We start from the raw sequence: 18,704 nt of genomic DNA on the forward strand, positions 1-18,704 counted from the left end.
CCCACGCCGCCGGCGCGGGGCGCGGCGATCCTCACCATCGTTTCAATAGAAATTCGCGTGGCAAAGCGCCCCACGCCCGGGGAAGCGGGCTCAGACGCACGACCTATCCATTGAATGGAAACGCGCGTCGCGAAGCGCCTCAGCGGGAGGTGGTGAGTCGGCGACGACATCGTTCTCCCACCGTCCTGTTCGACCGTTCAATGCCGGACGCCCAGCCGCCCGCGTATCGGCTCAGCCCCCGAGGGACCTGAGGCGCGCGCGCAGCATCAGCGCCCCGATGAGGTCTTCCTCCGCGTCGCTCCGGCGCGACCAGCCCAGCGCGAGGTAGCGCAGGAGCTCGCCGAACGTCGGACCGGCGGGCGCCGCGCTCGTGCCGCCGCGGACGACCCAGAGCGCGTCGCCGTCGGCGCCGAGCGCGAGGATCGCCCGCTGGGCCGCGCCGCCGCCGAGCGCCGAACCCGAGAGCCGCGCGATCGGGTAGAGCTGCCGCGCCGCCGCCGCGTCCCAGCCGGCCTCGCGCTCGTGGCCGCGGAGCTCGTCCTCGCGCAGGAAGCGCAGCGTGCCCTCGACGGCGCCGATCGCGAGCTCCCGGTAGAGATCCTCCGGATCCGCCGGATCGGCCCAGTCGTAGGCGCGCGCGAACGCCGCGTACGTCGCCGGCGGGGCGACGCCACGGACGGGCGGCGGGGGCTCCGCCTTCGCGCCGCGGCCGTCCTCGCGCCGGAGCACCCGGTTGAGCCGCTTCACCTCCGCGGCGATCGATCCCGGCCCCGGCTCGACGAGGTGCACGGCGACCCGGCGCTCGGGCGCGAAGAGGCCGCCCATGAGCGCGCCGAGCACCGGTGCCCCCAGCTCGGCCGCGAGGAACGTGGAGCCGCGGTGCGGCCGGATCGCGCGATCCGTCGCGTCGCGCTCCTCCTGGGCGGTCGCGGTCTCCGGCAGGTCGACCTCGACGGCGACGAGGTCGCTCCGGTCGGGCGTCTCCACGCCGGCCTCGAGACCGTCCTCCCCTTCCCGCACGAAGTGGCGGACGAACCCGCTCGCCTCGAAGCGCCAGCCGTCGTCGTGGACGACCTCCTCCGAGAACACGAGCGCGAAGATCGTCGCGCCCGCGTGGCCGAGCCCTTCGGCCGCGTCGAGCACGGCGACGGGCGGGGAGAGCTCGTCCTCGAAGAGCTCGACGAGGTGGTCGAGCTCGTCGCCGCCGCCCGCGGGCTCGCCGCTCGAGTAGAACGCGGCGGCGTAGCCGGGCACGCCCGGGAGCGGCGCGACGAACAGGCGCGGCGCGGCGACGGCCCAGCCGCCGAGCGCCACGGCAAAGCCCTGGGACAGCGCGCGGTCCGGGATCTCGGCGGGTCGAAAGATGAGCGCAGCGAACGTGGTGGCCATGGGGCGCCCAGGGTAGCCCATCGGCCGCCCGCGGCGCGGCGCGGCGACCCGCCGGCGCGCGCTGCGCGCCTTCGGGGCCGCCGCCCGCTCGATCTCTCCGGGGCGGGGGCCGGCGCGGGCACGGTCCCCGGGGAGACGCCGAGTCCCCCCGACCGGGCGCCTGCCGGGAGATCACGAAGAAGCTCCGGAGCGAGGAGCCGCCGCCGCGCGCGCCGCCGGCGGGTCTCCGCGCGGCCTCGCGGCCTTGGACGCGGCGCGGCGCATCGGGTAGAGGACCGCCATGCTCGGCTCCGCCACCCTGTCCGTCGGTGAGATCGCCCCTGACTTCACCCTGCAGTCGCAGAAGCGAGAGGCGGTGAAGCTCTCGGATTTTCGGGGCAAGAAGGCCGTCGTCCTCTTTTTCTACCCCAAGGACGACACCCCGATATGCACCGCGGAGTCGTGCGCTTTCCGCGATCGTTACGACGCGTTCGCGGAGGCCGGCGCCGAGGTCATCGGGGTGAGCGCCGACTCGGAGGGATCCCACGAGCAGTTCGCGCAGAAGCACCGCCTGCCCATGACGCTGCTCAGCGACCCCGGCGGGCAGATCGCGGCGCGCTACGGCGTCAAGCCGCTCTTGGGGCTCCTCCCGGGCCGCGTGACGTTCGTCATCGATCGCGAGGGGGTCGTTCGACATGTCTTTTCTTCCCAGCTCCGCGCGGCGAGGCACGTCGAGGAGGCGCTCGCCGTGGTGAAGCGGATCGAGGCCTCCGGCCGCGGTTGATGGGCGCCGGGGGCGGCGCGCGAACTCCCCCCTTCGTCCGTCGTTGACGCCCTGGAGAGGGGCGTTATGAACCTCCACGGCGGGGCCATCGCACGCCTCGGCCGGGGGAGGCGACGATGGATCATCACTCGTGGACGACAGCGACGCTGGCGGCCGACGCGACCGGTGTCGCCCGGCCTGGGACCGCGGCGGGCGCGCTCTCGCTGCGCCGGGTCGTGCTCTCGACCGGCGGCGTCGGCTATTTCGAGTACGAGGCGCGCGTGCGCGGCGACGCCGAGCTCCGGCTCGAGGTGCGGCTCGATCAGGTCGACGATGTCCTGAAGAGCATCGTCGTCTATGACGATCGCGGCGTGACCGGGAACATCACGCTTCCCGGGAGGGAGCCGCTGCGCGACCTGTTCCGCGAGCTCCCGTTCGACGAGGGAGCGCTGGAGTCCGAGGCCGCCCTGCTGAACGCCCTGCGCGGCGCCGAGGTGCGGACCCGCGGGCCCGAGGGGATCGTCGCCGGGCGGATCGTCGCGGTCACGGCGGCGCAGGTGGCGCTGCCGGGCGGCGGCTCGGAGAACCGGCACTGGCTCGCGCTGATGTCACGCGGCGCGCTGAGGCAGGTCGTCCTGGAGGAGCTCGAGAGCGTGGAGCTCGCCGAGGAGCGGCTGCGGCAGCAGGTCAGCGCGGCGCTGCTCGGGCTCTCGAGCCGGCGCCAGCGCAACCGCCGCGAGCTCGTCGTGCGCACGGCCGGCGAGGGCGAGCGGGTGGTCCGGGTGGCCTACGTCATCGAGGTGCCGCTCTGGAAGACCTCGTATCGGCTCACCGTGCCAGAGGACGCGCAGGCCAAGACCGGCGCGCTCTCCGGGTGGGCCATCGTGGAGAACCAGAGCGGCGGCGACTGGGAGAACGTGGATTTCACCCTGGTGTCGGGCAACCCGGTGACGTTCCGCCAGGCGCTCTACGAGATCTACTACGTGTCCCGCCCGGAGGTGCCCGTCGACGTCGCCGAGCGCGTGTTGCCGCGCCTCGACGATGGCGCCGCGGCGCTCGCGGCCAGGGCGGCGCGGCACGCGGGCTATCAAGGCCTCGCGGGCCCCGCCGGGGGCCCCGCGCCCGCCGAGAAGGGCGTGGTCGAGGAGAAGGCCCAGGATCGCGCGCCGGAGCGCAAGGAGGCGGCGACGCAGGTCGTCTTCCACTTCCCGGCGCCCCTCACGATCGCGAGCGGGCAGACGGCGCTCCTCCCGATCGTCGATCGCGAGATCCCGGCGGAGCGCGTGGGGCTCTACCAGCGGGAGGCGAGCGCGCATCGGCCGCTCGCCTCGGTGCGGCTGCGGAACGACGGCGACACGAGCCTGCCGCCCGGCGCGATGACGGTCTACGAGCGCTCCGCCGGGGGGGTCGTCACCTACGTGGGCGACGCCCGGCTCGCGGCGCTGCCGCCGGGCGAGTCGCGGCTCGTGAGCTTCGCCGTGGACCTGAAGGTGCGCATCGACCGCGAGGAGCGGGCCGAGGAGGCGATCTCCCGCGCGCGGATCCAGGGCGGCGTGCTGGAGCTCGTCCGGACCGCCCGCAAGGTGACGGTCTACACGATCGTAGGCGCCGCGCGCGAGCCGCGCGTCGTGCTCATCGAGCACCCGCGCCTCGCCGGCTGGGAGCTCGCCGAGCCCAAGGAGGGCGTCGAGACGACGCGCGACCGTTACCGCATCCGGCGGGAGGTGGCCGCGGGCGAGACGGCGCGGCTCACGGTCGCGCTGGAGCACCCCGTCTCGCACACGATCGCGCTCACGAGCCTCACCAGCGAGCAGATCGAGGTGTACCTGTCCTCGCGCGAGATCCCCGAGGCGCTGCGCGCCGTGTTCGCGCGGATCGCGGAGCTCAGGGCGGCGGTCGAAGCCCAGCGGCGCGCGCTCTCGGCGCTGGAGGCCGAGCTCGCGGCGCTGCGCGGCGAGCAGGAGCGCGTGCGCGAGAACCTCAAGGTCGTGCCCGCGGGGAGCGCGCTCCAGGAGCGGTACCTCAGGGCGCTGAGCGAGCAGGAAGACCGGATCGCCGCGGTATCGGCGAAGCTCCCGGGCGCGCGGGAGGCGGTGGCCAGCGCGGAGCGGGCGCTCGCCGACTACGTGCGCGGCCTGTCGCTCGCGCCCTAGGGCTGCCCGGCCGCGGGCCCGACGAAGCGCGGCCCGCGCTGCTCCCGGGCGCGATGAAGATCTCCCTCCCGTCGCGCAGCGACATGACGAGCTCGCCCTCGAGGACGAGCTGCTCGTCACAGGCACCGCACAAATTTCGGCCCACCCCCAACGAGGGGTGAGCAACTGCACGATGACGGGCACGATGACGGGCGCGATGACAGGCGCAAACGACGGCATGACGCCATCCAATCGCGCGATGTTCCGTCTCCACGACAGATGTACTGCACAGCAGCACGGAGAGCACGAGCTCCGTCCTGATTCCCGTATAGCCGCCGCGCGCGCTTCAGGATAGAACAGAGGGTCTTAAGGAGTCATCGACATGAAGAGAAGCGTGAATGCAATGCTCTCCCTGTCCGCTGCCGCCGCTCTGCTCTGCCTCGGCGCGCCCGCCGACGCGACGACGGCCGTCCTGCTCTCGCGCGAGGAGCTCGTGCGCAAGTCGGCGACCGTCGCGCGCGTGACCGTCGGCAAGTCCTACACGACGGAGTCCGACGACGGGAGATCGATCGTGACCCGCACCGAGCTCAAGGTCATTCAGCCGCTCAAGAGCGGCGCGGGCAACGGCGGTCCGAAGGTGATCGTGCTGGAGCAGATCGGCGGGACCTACAACGGCAAGACGCAGCGCGTGCTCGGCGACGCCAGCCTCTCGCAGGGCGAGGACGCGGTGGTCTTCCTGCGCCCCGGCGACAAGGGGCGATGGCACTTCACGGCGCTCGCGATGTCCGTCTATCACGTGGACACGAAGGGCCTGGCGCGGCGCAGCCTCGAGGGGCTGCACCTCGTCCGGCGGAACGGCGGCGCGCTGGTGCCCACGCAGGCGCCCGCCGAGGAGGTCGAGCCCGTCGAGAGCCTCATGACGGACGTGGTCCGCCTCGCGGGAGTGAAGTGAGGTGAGGCGCCGCGTCGCCCTCGCCGCCGCCCTCGGCGCCCTCTCGTCCCTCGCCGCCGCTGGCGAGGCCGCCGCGTGGACGCCGCTCGACCCCAGCACCCCCCGCTGGGGCCAGCTGCCCGTCGGCTACTACATCAATCAGTCGACGATCCCGGGCCCGATCGCCGGCATCGCCGTCTCCCGGATCCAGGCCGGGTTCGAGGCGTGGTCGAGCGTGGGGTGTACGGAGTGGGGGGTCACCCTCCTCGGCGACACCAACGATCGTTACGACCACAGAGACGGCAAGAGCGTGTTCCACTGGATCAGCGACTCCTGGCCGGCATCGCTCGGCGACGTCAACTCGGTCATCGGCGTCACGACGCCGGCCTGGGGTTTCGGCAACGCCATCGTGGACGCCGACATGGTCTTCAACAACGTCGGGTTCTGCTGGAACGACACCGGCAACGACGGATGTGTCGACACGCAGTCGATCGCCACGCACGAAGAGGGACACTTCCTGGGCCTCGGCCACTCCGACGCGCGGGGCTCGACGATGACCGCGTACTACGTCGCAGGCGCGTCGATCCGCTCCCTCGAGGACGACGACATCGATGGCGTGTGCGCCCTGTACCCCATCGGCGGGACCGCGGCCGCGAGCTCCGCGAGCGCCACGAGCGGCGGCGGCAGCGAGTGCAACAGCTGCTCCAACGACTCGCTCACGGGCGTGTGCAGGGCGCGGTACGACGCGTGCGGCGCGTCGCGCCCGTGCCGCGAATTCGCCGGCTGTTACTCCGAGTGCGTGGACGACGCGTGCGCGCAGCGCTGCGTGGACGATCATGCGGAGGGCGCCAGCATCTACGTCCGTATCATCGAGTGCATCTGCGGCGAGTGCTCGGCGGAGTGCTCCACCGAGTGCGCCGGCGTCGACGGGGGCGACGACGGTGGCGGCGGCGAAGGCGGCGGCGACGGCGGCGCGAGCGCGAGCAGCACGTCGACCTCCTCGGCCGGCGGCGCATCGACCACGAGCGCGACGGCGAGCTCGTCGGTCGCCTCGAGCAGCGCCTCGGGCAGCGGCGGTGGCGGCGGAGGCTCGTCGCCCGACGACACGCCGACGGGCGACGACGGGGAGTCCGGCAGCGACTCCGGGTGCTCGTGCTCGACGAACGGCCGCTCGGCCGATCTCGGGGGGGTCATGCTCCTCGGCGTGCTCGGCGCGCTGGCCTCGCGACGGCGCCGACGCTGAGCGCTCGCCCGCGGGCATTCCGGGGGACCGCCGGCCGCCGCCCCGGGGCGGGCACTGGCCGCCCGGCGGGCCCCGTCCCGGCGCGCGGCGAGCGTCGATGATCGTCCCGGCGCGGCGCCGCCGCTCGCGCCGCCCGAGGACCGCAGACCGACCGTGGGCGCGGCGACACGGCCGCGGCCACCCAACCCCGCAAAACTGACGTAGGGCGCGCACGTCGCGCGCAAGACGGTGTGCCGAGATGGCCGCGCGCTGGCCGGCCATCCCGGCCGTCCGGGCGGCCATCCGGGCCGTCCTGGCGGCCACACCGCGGGTCGACGACGGGCCGCGCAGCCGCGTGGCCCGCGAACCGCCGGGCACGGCAGTAGGCCGGGATTTTGCAATCTCTCCACCCGGCTCCCGAGGCTCGCGGGACGAACAAGGCGAGCTCGGTACAAGTCTTGGCCCACGCATGTGCGCTGATGTAGGCAAACGTGGGAAGAGGTCATTGTGCGAACCCAGGGCATCACGGTACTACTGACACTGCTTGGCGTTGCGGCCTCTGGCTGCAGCAGTCACCCGGACACCGAGGGAAGGGACGCTCGAAACGGCGAGATTCGCGAGCTTTCCGGGGCCGGGGGGATGTCCGAACCCCCGCAGTCCGAGCTTCCGCCGTCCGAACCCCCGCAGTCCGAACCCCCGCTGGTCGCGTCCCCGGAGATGGAGAGCGACGGGCCGCTCGACGGGCCCACGACGGACGAAATCCCGGCGATCGAGGCGCCGGTCACCCTGCCCGGAAGGACCGAGGGCTGCCCCGGCGGTATGGTGCGGGTGGAAGGCGAGTATTGCCCCGCGGTGGTGCAAGAATGCCTCGAATACCACCCCGAGTGGACGAAGCGCCACGGCGAGCCGGGCGTGGCCGCCCGGTGCCTGCGTTTCCGCGAGCCGTCGCGGTGCGTCGCGAAGAAGAACGAGAGCCTCTCGTTCTGCATGGACCGGTACGAGTACCCGAACGTCCCGGGCGAGCTGCCGCGCACCCTGACCTCGTGGGAGCAGGCCGCCGATCTCTGCGAGGCGCAGGGCAAGCGGCTGTGCACCGAGGCCGAGTTCAACTTCGCCTGCGAGGGCCCCGAGGCGCTGCCTTACGTCTACGGCTACGAGCGGAACGCCGAGACGTGCAATCAGGACCGGGAATACCGCTTTCCGGACCACTCGCAGCGGCTGCTCCACCACGAGGCCTGCATGCAGAACGAGCGATGCGCCGCCGAGCTCTCGCGGCTGGACGGCCGCGAGCCGGCCGGCTCGCGCGCGGAGTGCGCCTCGTGGGCAGGCGTCTTCGATCTGAACGGCAACGTCAACGAGTGGGTGGTGCGCACCGATCAGAAGGCCCCCTACCGCAGCGGTCTCAAGGGCGGGTGGTGGGGTCCGATCCGGAGCCAGTGCCGCCCGATGACGACCTTTCACAAGGAAGACGACTACGGCTACGAGGTCGGCTTCCGCTGCTGCGCCGACGTGGAGTCGCAGGCGACGTAGGGCCCAGCGGGTCCGTGGCGCCGATCTCGGCATCCTGACCGCAGACGCGAGCGACCGTGCGCGGGCCCGGCAGGACCTGCGGGCGCCGGCGCGCGAGGAGGGCGCGCCGGCGCCTCGAGGCGCGGGCGCTCGCCGGCCCTGCGGCCCGCTGAGGTGTGCAGGCCGCAGGGCTGATGCTCGAAGATCTCTGCCGCCCCTCTCGCGGACCGGCCTCGTGGCGTGATAGAGCTGCCCGCCGGGGGAAGCTCTATCACGACGAGGCGCGCACGCGCCTTGCACAGGGCGCCCCGCGAGCGGCGCGCACGTCGCCAGGAGGCTTGAGATGGACGAGAGAGTTCAGCGATACATGGACATGGGGGTCGCGCTCGGGGTGAGCGTCGGCACGAAGATCGTGGGCGCGATCCTGGTCTGGGTCATCGGCCGGATGATCATCCGGGCGGTCCTCTCGGTCATGCAGCGCAGCTCCGCGCTGAAGAAGCTCGACGTCACGCTGGCGCATTATCTGGAGTCGGCGGTGTCCGTGCTGCTGAACATCCTGCTCGTCATCGCGGTGCTCAGCGTCTTCGGCGTCGAGACGACCACCTTCGCCAGCTTGCTCGCCGCGGTCGGCATCGCCATCGGCATGGCGTGGTCCGGGCTCCTCTCGAACCTCGCGGCGGGCATCTTCATGATCCTCCTGCGCCCCTTCAAGACCGGCGACGTCGTGACGGCCGGGGGCGTGACGGGCGCAGTCCACTCGATCGGGCTCTTCGCGACCGCCCTGGATACGGGGGACAACGTCCGCACCATCGTGGGCAACGCCAAGATCTTCAGCGACACGATCCAGAACTTCAGCGCGAACCCGTTCCGCCGCGTCGATTGCACGGCGCAGCTCGCGCACGGCGCGGATCACGAGGCGGCGATCGCCCGGCTGAAGGCGCGCCTCCCGCTCATCCCCAACGTGGTCAGCGAGCCCGCGCCCGTCGTCGAGATCCTGGAGCTCAACCTCTCCGGGCCCGTGCTGGCCGTCCGGCCCTTCTGCAACAGCAGCGCTTACGGCGACGTCTTCTTCGCCACCAACAAGGTCATCCGCGAGGAGCTCGGGAAGCTGGGGCTGCCCGTCCCGAGCCAGCACGTGCAGATCAACCAGCTCGCGGCCGCGCCTCCCCGCGGCGCGGGCGCCGAGGCGCACCCGACGGCCTGACGCGCCGCCGACCGGTCGCGCGCGGCGGCCCGCGCGCGACGGGCCTTGAGCTTAAGGGGCAGATCCTCTACGCCCCGGGGGGCCCAGGCTTCGCCCGCGCGGCCATCGCCTCAAGCTGATGAACCGGACGCAGCCCATCCTTCATCATCGGAGCAAGATGCCGTCCTGACACGGAGTCGCTGTGCGAGCCTCGAAGGGCCCTCGCTCTTCCCGTCGATGTTGCTCGCGCTCGCCTCGGTGAGTAAGAGGCGAGGGATGAGGGACTGGGAAGCGCTCTTCGCGAAGAAGCTCGAGCAGACCGATCTCGGCAAGGATCCGGCCCACGATCTGGCGCATTTCACGCGCGTGGTCGCCACGGCCAAGGCCCTCGCGGCGGACGAAGGGGCCAGGCTGGAGGTCGTCGTCCCCGCGGCCTGGCTGCACGACCTCGTGAACGTCCCCAAGAACGATCCCAGGCGCTCCCAGGCCTCGCGGCTCTCCGCCGAGGAGGCGCTGCGCTTCCTCCGGAGCGTCGCGTACCCCGAGGCCTTCCTCGCGGACATCGCCCACGCCATCGAGGCCCACAGCTACAGCGCGGGCATCGAGCCGAGGACCCTCGAGGCCAGGGTCGTCCAGGACGCGGACCGGCTCGACGGGCTGGGGGCCATCGGGATCGCCCGCTGCTTCGCCGTGGGCGGGCTGCTCGGGGTGCGGTTCTACGATCCCCAGGATCCGTTCGCCGAACGGCGGCCGTGGAACGACCGCGAGAACGCGATCGACCACTTCCATGTGAAGCTGTTCAAGACCGCCGAGAGCCTGAGGACGGCCGCCGGGCGTCGCGAGGGGGCGCGACGGGCGGAGTTCATGAGGCAGTACCTCGCCCACCTCGCGGTCGAGATCGGCGGCGAGGCGCCCTGAGCTCAGCCCGCGCCGGCGACGGTCACCGCGGCCGCCACGGCGACCGGGATCGTGAAGTTGTCGTCCATCCGCGACGAGAACAGCTCGGTGGCCGCCCCGGCCAGGCCGGCAACGGCGGCCAGGAGGAGCCGCGAGGAGAGCGACGCGGGGCCGAGCGCCCACATCACCGCGAGGGAGCTCAGCGCGCCGGCCGCGAAGAAGGCGAGCGTCCCCTCGAGCGAGCGGCCGTCGCGCAGCCGCGTGCGGCCGAAGCGCCGGCCGATGAGCGCCGCCGCGGGGTCGGCCACCGCGAGCACCACCACGGCGAGCGACTGGCTCAGCCGCGTCCCGAACAGCGCCAGCAGGAGCAGCGCCGTCATGTACCAGGTCGACGAGTTCACCCGGTACCGCTCGTGCGGGTGCGCCACGAGCCGGAACATCCGCATCAGCCGATCGTTGACCCGCTCGCTCACCCGGCGCGCGATCTCCATCGACCACGCCGCCGCCGCGAACGCGCCGCTCACGGCCACGAGCCAGCCGCGCTCGGGCAGGAGCTGGATCAGCCCGAGCACCGCCAGCCCCGAGCCCACGTGCCACAGGCTGCGCGCATGGTTCGTCGGCCGGACGCTCGGCGGCGCCGCGACGACCCCGCGCAGCGTCAGCAGCAACGACTCGTAGGCAGGCTGGACCTCGCGCTGGAACGCGATCCACGCCGCCTTGGGCGAGGGCGTCCCGGACGGGGTCGCGCGCTCGACCGCCGCGAGCAGCGCGCGGAGGCGGTCGCGGAGCCGATCGAGCGCGCCCCCGGCGTCGTCGCGCTCGGCGGCGACGACGAGCTCCCGGAGCCGCAACACCACCCGATCGACCCGGGCGCGCACCTCGGGCTCGTCCCGGAAGACGAAGACCGCGGGATCGACCTGACGCAGAAGAGCGCAGAGCTCTTCGGAGACGAGCTTGGTCTCGACGTGCAAGGCGTGGATCACGTTGGCTTTTATGAGAATAGTCTCCGCGGCCCGCGCGGCATGTCAGCGCTTTGTCATACCGCAGGGGCGTACGTGGGCTGGCTCGCCGCGCGCGCGCCGCTGAGGCGCGCCGCGGCGCGCATGACCGCGTAACCGCCTTCACGCTCGAGTCCTCGCTGCACGAGCCCGTGGCTACGCGGCCGACGCCGCACGAGCCCGTGTCGCACGGCCGACGCATGAGCCCGCGCAGCGACGACGCACCGCATGATCAGGGGCCTCCTGAGCCATCGCTCCCCAGATCCCACCCGGCCCGACGCCGGCGGAGGCGGCGGGCGCGACAGCCCTCGCTCCTGCCCAGGTCGGTCGAGTACGCACGCGCGCGGCCGATGCGCCCCGCGGCGCGGGAAGCGATCCCAACAGCGCAATTCATGGATTCATGGATTCATGGAGTGGAGCGCGACGGTATCCTCTTTATTCCATGTCGGGTTCGGAGCCGCCGGACTCGCGCCCTGACAAGCGCCGCGGTGAGATCGCATGAGAGGCGCCTTACGACGCCGGACAGGGCGCGAGCGGTCGCGCTTCCCCTGCACGCAGGCTGCGGCTAGGGTGCCCCGCGTCGCGGATTCGACGGGTGGGCGCGAGGCGCCCGGGACGCAGCGCGCGGCCGTCGCGCGCGTGGCCAACAGGCGTCGTTCCCTCGGAATCGGAGAATCGAGGAACATGAAGGTTTCAGTTCGGTACACCGCGCTGTCGTTCGCGCTGCTCGCCGGTCCCCTCGCCCACGCGCGGGAGCGCCCGAATCACGATGCCTATTTCAGGGAGCCGCCGGCGCTGCCCCCCGGCGTGGCGCGCGTCGCCAGCGACGACGCGCCGGGCGCCGTCGTCGCGTCGACCGACCCGCAGCGCGGCGTGCCGACGTTCGTGTGGGCGACCTCGCCGGAGCACCGCCCGCCGGCCGCCACCCACAGCACGGCCGAGGCCGCCGCCCGCTGGTACGTGCAGCGGTACGCGCGCCTCTACCACCTGCCGCAGGCCGCGCTCGACACGGCCGTGGTGCGCCACGTCCACGACACCGGGCGCGGCGGCATCCTCGTGACGCTGGGCCAGGACGTCGACGGGATCCCGGTCTTCCGCAGCGAGCTCAAGGTGCTCATGAAGCGCGACCTCACGCTCGTCGCCCTCGGCGGCAACCTGCACGCGTCGGCCGTCGCGCTGCCGCCCGGCGCCGGCTCCCTCCGGCCCGGCTCGAAGCGCAGCCGCGCGTTCGCCGGCGCGCCGGCCCAGGCGGTCGTCCGCGCCGTGCGCGACGCGCACCGCATCGACATCAAGACGGCCGACCTCCGCGACCTCGGCGAGGCGAAGGGTGGATATCGGCTCTTCGACCTCGCGGACACCGCGCACGCGCGCCAGCGCGCCGGGAGCCTGCGCTTCGCGCAGCCGGCGCGGGTCAGGAAGGTGCTGTTTCCGCTGCCCGACCGGGTCGTGCCCGGCTACTTCGTCGAGCTCGTCTCGGGCGACGCCGAGCGCACGAGCTCCGACGCGACAGCGTGGGTGTTCGGGGCCAGCGACGGGCGGTATCTCTACCGGGAAAACCTCTCCCACGCCGCGACCTTCGATTACCGGGTCTGGGCCGAGGACGACGACAAGCACACCCCGCTCGGCGGGCCCCTCGCGGACATGTCGCCGCACCCGACCGGGCGGCCCGACGGCCATCTCCCGCGGTTCATCGCGCCGAGCCTCATCTCCATCGAGGGCTTCAACACGAACCCGGACGGCCGGGCCGACCCGTGGCTGCCGGCCGACGCGACCTCGACCCGCGGCAACAACGTCGACGCCTACGCGGATCACAACGCGCCCGACGGGTTCTCCAGCGGCGATACGCGCGCGGAGCTCTCGGGGCCGGGCGCGTTCGACTACACCTACGATCTGCGCGCCGAGCCGCTCGCCGCGCCCGAGCAGATCATGGCGGCCGTCACCCAGGTCTTCTACGTCACGAACTGGCTCCACGACTGGTATTACGACTCCGGCTTCACCGAGGCCGCGGGCAACGCCCAGCGCGACAACCTCGGCAGGGGCGGCCTCGACGGGGACCCGTTCCTCGCCGAGGCGCAGGACGACGCGACCGGCGGCAGCCGCGACAACGCGAACATGGACGCGACGTACGACGGCGCGTCGCCGCGGATGCAGATGTACCTGTGGACCGGGCCGGATCTGCGGTCGCTCAGCGTCACGCCGCAGAACGCCAATTACGCGTCGAACACCGCCATGTTCGGCCCGCAGCGCTACGAGGTGACCGGCGAGCTCGCCCTCGGCGAGGACGACGTCGCGCCCCGGGGCGACGCGTGCGGGCCGATCACGAGCGACGTGGCCGGCAAGGTCGCCCTCGTCGACCGCGGCGGGTGCGCCTTCGCAGAGAAGGCGCGCAACGCGCAGGAGGCCGGCGCGGTCGGCGTCATCATCGCCAACAACCGCGAGAGCGACGGGGCCCCGCGGCTCGCCGGCGACGACCCCGAGGTGACGACGCCCGCCCAGAGCGTCTCGCTGGAGGACGGCAGCGCGCTCAAGGCGGCGCTCGCCGGGGCGCAGGCGCCGCTCAGGGTCACGATGACCCGAGAGCCCAGCGTGGAGCGCGACGGGACGATCGACAACACCATCGTTGCGCACGAGTGGGGCCATTACATCCACCTCCGTCAAGTCGCGTGCAGCACCCAGATGTGCGGCGCGCAGAGCGAGGGGTGGGGGGATTTCATCGCGCTGCACATGGCGCTGCGCGAGGGCGACGACCTCGACGGCGCTTACCCGCTCTCGAGCTACGGGAGCGCGGCGCTCGGCGACAGCTACTTCGGCATCCGCCGCGCGCCCTACTCCGTCGATTTATCCAAGAACGGGCTGACGTTCCGCCACATCTCGGACGACGAGCGCCTCCCCGACCACCCGCTCAACGTCTCCGCTCCGCAGAACTCCGAGGTGCACAACGCCGGAGAGGTCTGGGCGGCCATGATGTTCGAGGCCTATGTCGCGCTGATCCGGCACGGCGGCGGCCTGACCCCGCCGCGCGCGTTCGAGCAGACCCGGCGGCGGATGAGCGATTACGTGGTGGCCGGCATGAAGCTCGCCCCCGCCAACCCGACCTACACCGAGCAGCGCGACGCGGTGCTGGCCGCCGCGCTCGCCAGCGATCAGGGCGACTTCCGCGCGATGGCGGAGGCGTTCGCCCGGCGCGGGGCCGGCACGTGCGCCGTGTCGCCGCGCGTCGACGCGCAGGGCCTCTCCGGCGTGGTCGAGAGCTTCAAGGTCCAGCCCGAGATCGCGCTGGTCCGCGCGGAGCTCGACGACAGCGCCGGCTCCTGCGACCGCGACGGGCTGCTCGACGCCGAGGAGTCCGGCACGGTCACGATCGAGATCGTCAATCGCGGCGCGGCGCCCCTGACCGGCGCGGTGGCGTCGATCGAGGGGCCGGGCGGCGGGGTGACCTTCCCGGACGGCGCGCGCGTGTCGTTCGGCGACATCGCGCCGTTCGCGACCGGGACCGCGGCCGTGCCGGTGAAGCTCGACCGGAACATGAAGCCCGCCGAGGACCTGAAGCTCAACCTGACGCTGAAGAGCGCCGAGGCGTGCACGCCGACCCGGGTCGAGGCCCTGGTGCGCCGCGTGAACTACGATGAGGTCCCCGGGTCGTCGGCGGTCGACGGCGTGGAGACGCAGAGCACGACGTGGACCGTCGAGGGGCTCTCCGGCGAGCTCGTGTGGTCGCGCGCCGAGGGGACCGCGCCGAACCGCGTGTGGCGCGGCGTCGATCTCGGGACGCTGTCCGACGCGGCGCTGGTGTCGCCGCCCCTGGAGGTCAGCGAGACCGAGCGCTTCGTGCTGACGTTCGCGCACCGGCACCAGTTCGAGGCGAGCGACGGCACGTTCTGGGACGGCGCGGTGATCGAGATCAGCGCCGACGGCGGCGAGACGTGGGTCGACGTCGCGAAGACCGCGGATCCGGGCTACGGCGGGAGGATCACGAGCGAGTCGGGCAATCCGCTGGCGAGGCGGAGGGCGTTCGTCGGCGAGAGCCCGTCGTGGCCCGAGCTCGACAGGGTGTCGGTCGATCTGGGGACCGCGTTCGCCGGAAAGACGGTGCGGGTGCGGTTCCGGGTCGGCACCGACGAGGCCGCGGGCGACACCGGCTGGGAGCTCGACGACGTCGGGTTTGCGGGCGTGAAGAACAAGCCGTTCGCGACGCTCATCGAGGACACGGCCTCTTGCCAGCGAGGGCCGGCGGCCGACGCCGGGGCGGATCAGGCGGTCGCGGTCGGAGAGCTGGTGACGCTCGACGCGTCGGGGAGCTCGGATCCCGAAGAGGACGAGCTGACGTTCTCCTGGACGCAGACGGCGGGGCCGGCGGTCGAGCTCCTGGGCGACGGCGCGCGGGCGACCTTCGTGGCGCCCGAGGTGGCCGCGGCGACGACGCTCGCGTTCGAGGTGAAGGTCAGCGACGGGATCCTGGAGGCGGCCGACCAGGTGAGCGTGGTGGTCGATCCGGCGAGGGAGCCGGCGCCGCCGGAGGAGGGGTGCGGGTGCGCGATCCCGGGGGGAGCGCCGCGCGCTCCGCTGGGCGCGCTCGGGGCGGCGGCCGCCGTCGCGGCGCTCGCGGCGCGGCGGCGGCGCGGCGCGGGGAGGTGATCCCCGCGCGGGCCGCGCCCCGGCGCTGGGCCCGAGCGCGGCGTCGGTGGTGACCAGGTCGCTCGGAGGCCGATTCTCATGCATGCGCGCACCACGGCGGGCGACAGCCCATTGACGCCCGCCGCGCGCTCCACCACGGTGTCCGGCCGTCATGAGCATCACCGACCCCCCGCCCGCCCTACCCCCCATGTCCGCCGGTCAGGCGCTGGAGCGGCTGATCGAGGGCAACCGGCGCTTCGTGGACGACGCCCGCAGCGAGCACGTGGGGCTGGGCCAGCGGGCGCGGGCCGCGCTCGTGGACGGGCAGCGGCCCTTCGCCATCATCCTCTCCTGCTCGGACTCGCGGGTGCCGGCCGAGCTCATCTTCGACCAGGGGCTCGGCGACCTGTTCGTCATCCGGGTGGCGGGCAACGTGGTGGCGCCTTCGCTGATCGGCAGCGTGGAGTTCGCCGCCGCCGCCTTCGGGACGCGCCTCGCCGTGGTGATGGGCCACTCGCGCTGCGGGGCCATCAAGGCCACGCTGGGCGAGCTGCTCCAGGAGGAGAGCGGCGGCGTCCTCACCGACAACATCCGCGATATCGTCGAGCGCTGCCGCGCCCCGGTGCAGACGGTGGTGAACGTCGCCGGCCGCCACGCTCCCAAGGATTTCCTGATGCGCGAGGCGGTCCGCGCCAACGTGCGCAACTCGTGCGATCACCTCCGGCACGGCAGCCGCCTGCTCGAGCGGCTGTGCGCCGAGGAGGGCATGCGGATCGTCGGCGCCGAGTACGCCCTGGAGACCGGCGAGGTGACGTTCCTCGATCGCGCGTGACGCGCGATCACGCCCGATGACGCCTGATTCCGGCGCTTCCGGCGAGGCCGAGCCCCCCGGGGCGCCGGGGCTCACGGCGCCGCGCGGCTCGTCGCGTTCGTCACGATCGCGCGAGACGCCTCGTCGAGATCGATGTCGGCGCGGGGGATCTCGCCGGTCAGGCTCCCGAGCCAGCGGACGATGAGGTAAACCTCCCTGTCGCGCAGCTCCTTCCCGAGCTGGTGTCTCGCCATCATCCTCACGGCCTCCTCCAGCGAGGAGACCGAGCCGTCATGGAAATAGGGCCCTGTCTGGGCCACGTTGCGCAGGCTGGGCACACGGAAGACCATCCAGTCGACCCCGCGCCGCGTGATCTCGTAGCGGCCCCTGTCCTTCGTGTTGGGCCACGGCTTCACGAGCCCGGCCTTCTGGTACATCGTCGCGCCGATGTCGGGCCCGAAGTGGCAGGAGATGCAGCCGGTGTCGACGAACGCGTTGAACCCCGCCTTCTCCTCGCCGCTCAGCGCGGTCTTTTCGCCCTCGAGGAAGGCGTCCCACCGGCTCCTCGTGAACAGCGTGGCCTCGAAGGCCGCGAGCGCCTGCGCGACGTTGTGGAACGTCACGGCGTCGCGCTGCTCGGGAAACGCGAGCGCGAACGCCCGCGCGTATCCCTCGGACGAGCGCAGCGCCGCCTCGATGCCCTCGGGCGTCGACGCCATCGCGTTCCGGGACAGGAGCACCTCCTTGGCCTGATCGACGAGGTTGTCCTGCCGGCCATCCCACAAGAACGCGAAATAGCCGGCGATGTTGTAGATGCTCAGCGTGTTCCGCGGCGGCTCGCGGCCCTCGCTCCCCCGCGATAGCTTCCTGCGATCCACGCCCCAGGTGTCGAGCGGGTGGCACGAGGTGCAGGCGACGTCGCGGTGCCCGGACAGGCGCGGGTCCTGAAAGAGCATGCGGCCGAGCCTGATCTGCGCTGCGGCGGCCGGGTCCAGCGGCGTCGTGGGCCCCGTGGGCAGCGGCGCGAAGCTCTCGAGCCGCTCCGGGGCGATCTCGGCGGGCGTCGGCTGCGGCGGCGCCATGCGCGAGAGCGCCCAGGCGAGCGCGGCGGCGGCGGCCACCGCGAAGGCCAGGATCGCCGAGGATCCCCGCCGAGGCCGCGCGGGCGCGAACGCGCTCGCGTCCGCGGTGAGCCGCGGGCCCGGCGCCCCCGCGCCGGCGGCCGAGGTGACGACCGGGCTCACCGACCGGTGCGCGCCCGGCGGCGCGTCGGACGCCGTCCGCTGCGCGGCGCTCGCGTGCGACGGCAGCCGCGCCGTGGCGCCCTCGTCGCGGGGGCGCGACCGGTCCCCTCGCGCCGGCGAGAGCGGCTCGGTCGGCGCGAGCGACGGCGAGCAGCGGTCGCGCGGCGCCGAGCAGCGGCGGATGCGCTCGAGCGAGGCGCGGGCCGCCAGCGTCCCGAACGGCGCGATCGCCTGGGCCAGCTCGGCGACCGTCTGCGGGCGCAGGAGCCGGTCCTTCTCCAGACAGCGCAGGATCGCGCCCTCGAGCCCCGCCGGCGCGTCGATGCCCCACGCGCTGACGGCCGCCGGCGGGGCGTCGTGGCTCACGAGCAGGCTCTCCGGCGTCCGGCCGGCCTCGAAGGGGCGGCGCCCGGTGATGAGCTCGTAGAGGATCACGCCGAGCGCCCAGATGTCGGCGCGCGCGTCTGCCCACTTCAGGCCGAGCGCCTGCTCGGGCGCCATGTACGGGATCGAGCCCGCGATCAGGTTCGGGCTCGTGAGGCTCCAGGCCTCGTCGTCCGCGGCGCATTTCGAGAGGCCGAAATCGAGCACCTTGATGAGCGCGACCCCGCGCTCGTCCCTCGCCAGGAACAGGTTCGCCGGCTTGAGGTCGCGGTGGACGATCCCGCGCGCGTGCGCCTCGGCGATCGCCTCACAGGCCTGCAAAACGAGGTCGACGGCCTCGTCGATCGGGAGGTGGTCGCGCTGGCGGAGCACCTCGCGGAGATCGTGCCCCGTCAAGCGCTCCATCACCAGGTAGGGCGTGCCCGCGTCGAGCAGCCCTGCGTCGAGCACGCGCACCACGTGCCTGCCCTGGAGCGACGCGGCCGCGCGGGCCTCGCGCAGGAAGCGCTCCACGGCGCTGGCCGACTGCATGCAGCTCGGGAGCAAGAGCTTCAGCGCGACCGGCTGCCGGAGCGCCAGGTGCTCCGCGGCGAGGACCACGCCCATTGCCGCCGCGCCCGAGCACGCGCTCGACTCGATACTTGTCCG

12 protein-coding genes are annotated in these 18,704 nt (G+C 73.0%); 9 read left to right on the plus strand and 3 right to left on the minus strand.

Annotation, left to right across the window (positions count from 1 at the left end; genetic code table 11):
* Positions 1-231: 231 nt before the first annotated feature.
* Complete coding sequence (locus WMF33_RS27625; RefSeq protein WP_437331427.1) at positions 232-1,389, minus strand: hypothetical protein; 1,158 nt, start codon at positions 1,387-1,389, stop codon at positions 232-234.
* Positions 1,390-1,669: 280 nt separating this feature from the next.
* Here WMF33_RS27625 and WMF33_RS27630 point away from each other — a divergent pair, with 280 nt between their 5' ends.
* From WMF33_RS27630 to WMF33_RS27660, 7 genes are all read left to right on the plus strand, one after another.
* Positions 1,670-2,152: a peroxiredoxin gene (locus WMF33_RS27630; protein WP_437331428.1), complete on the plus strand. Its 483-nt coding sequence runs from the start codon at positions 1,670-1,672 to the stop codon at positions 2,150-2,152.
* 116 nt (positions 2,153-2,268) lie between these two features.
* Positions 2,269-4,284, plus strand: coding sequence for a DUF4139 domain-containing protein (locus WMF33_RS27635; protein ID WP_437331429.1), 2,016 nt, complete (start codon positions 2,269-2,271; stop codon positions 4,282-4,284).
* A 361-nt stretch (positions 4,285-4,645) separates the two neighbouring features.
* A complete protein-coding gene (locus tag WMF33_RS27640; protein WP_437331430.1) occupies positions 4,646-5,215 on the plus strand; it encodes a hypothetical protein in 570 nt (189 codons plus the stop codon).
* A gap of 1 nt (position 5,216) precedes the next feature.
* A complete protein-coding gene (locus WMF33_RS27645) occupies positions 5,217-6,437 on the plus strand; it encodes a matrixin family metalloprotease (RefSeq protein WP_437331431.1) in 1,221 nt (406 codons plus the stop codon).
* A 618-nt stretch (positions 6,438-7,055) separates the two neighbouring features.
* Positions 7,056-7,946 (plus strand): SUMF1/EgtB/PvdO family nonheme iron enzyme, encoded by an 891-nt coding sequence (locus WMF33_RS27650; protein ID WP_437331432.1) that lies wholly within the window; start codon positions 7,056-7,058, stop codon positions 7,944-7,946.
* 322 nt (positions 7,947-8,268) lie between these two features.
* Entirely contained in the window at positions 8,269-9,129 is an 861-nt protein-coding gene (locus tag WMF33_RS27655; RefSeq protein WP_437331433.1) for a mechanosensitive ion channel family protein, read from the plus strand.
* A gap of 255 nt (positions 9,130-9,384) precedes the next feature.
* A complete protein-coding gene (locus tag WMF33_RS27660; protein ID WP_061622278.1) occupies positions 9,385-10,026 on the plus strand; it encodes an HD domain-containing protein in 642 nt (213 codons plus the stop codon).
* 2 nt (positions 10,027-10,028) lie between these two features.
* On the opposite strand, the gene WMF33_RS27665 is transcribed toward WMF33_RS27660, so the two are convergent.
* On the minus strand, positions 10,029-10,988 hold the full coding sequence (locus WMF33_RS27665) for a diacylglycerol/polyprenol kinase family protein (RefSeq protein WP_437331434.1): 960 nt from the start codon (positions 10,986-10,988) through the stop codon (positions 10,029-10,031).
* Between the two features lie 699 nt (positions 10,989-11,687).
* On the opposite strand from WMF33_RS27665, the gene WMF33_RS27670 reads away from it, so the two are divergent.
* Together WMF33_RS27670 and WMF33_RS27675 are read left to right on the plus strand one after the other, a co-directional pair.
* The gene (locus WMF33_RS27670; RefSeq protein ID WP_437331435.1) at positions 11,688-15,638 is read left to right on the plus strand and encodes a M36 family metallopeptidase; all 3,951 of its coding nucleotides are present in this window, start codon (positions 11,688-11,690) and stop codon (positions 15,636-15,638) included.
* Between the two features lie 151 nt (positions 15,639-15,789).
* Positions 15,790-16,449, plus strand: coding sequence for a carbonic anhydrase (locus WMF33_RS27675; RefSeq protein ID WP_437331436.1), 660 nt, complete (start codon positions 15,790-15,792; stop codon positions 16,447-16,449).
* A 71-nt stretch (positions 16,450-16,520) separates the two neighbouring features.
* Here the strand turns inward: WMF33_RS27675 and WMF33_RS27680 are convergent, their stop codons facing one another.
* On the minus strand, positions 16,521-18,662 hold the full coding sequence (locus tag WMF33_RS27680) for a cytochrome c peroxidase (RefSeq protein ID WP_437331437.1): 2,142 nt from the start codon (positions 18,660-18,662) through the stop codon (positions 16,521-16,523).
* Between the last annotated feature and the right edge of the window lie 42 nt (positions 18,663-18,704).

This window comes from Sorangium sp. So ce394, assembly GCF_051474665.1.
Taxonomy (GTDB): domain Bacteria; phylum Myxococcota_A; class Polyangia; order Polyangiales; family Polyangiaceae; genus Sorangium; species Sorangium cellulosum_D.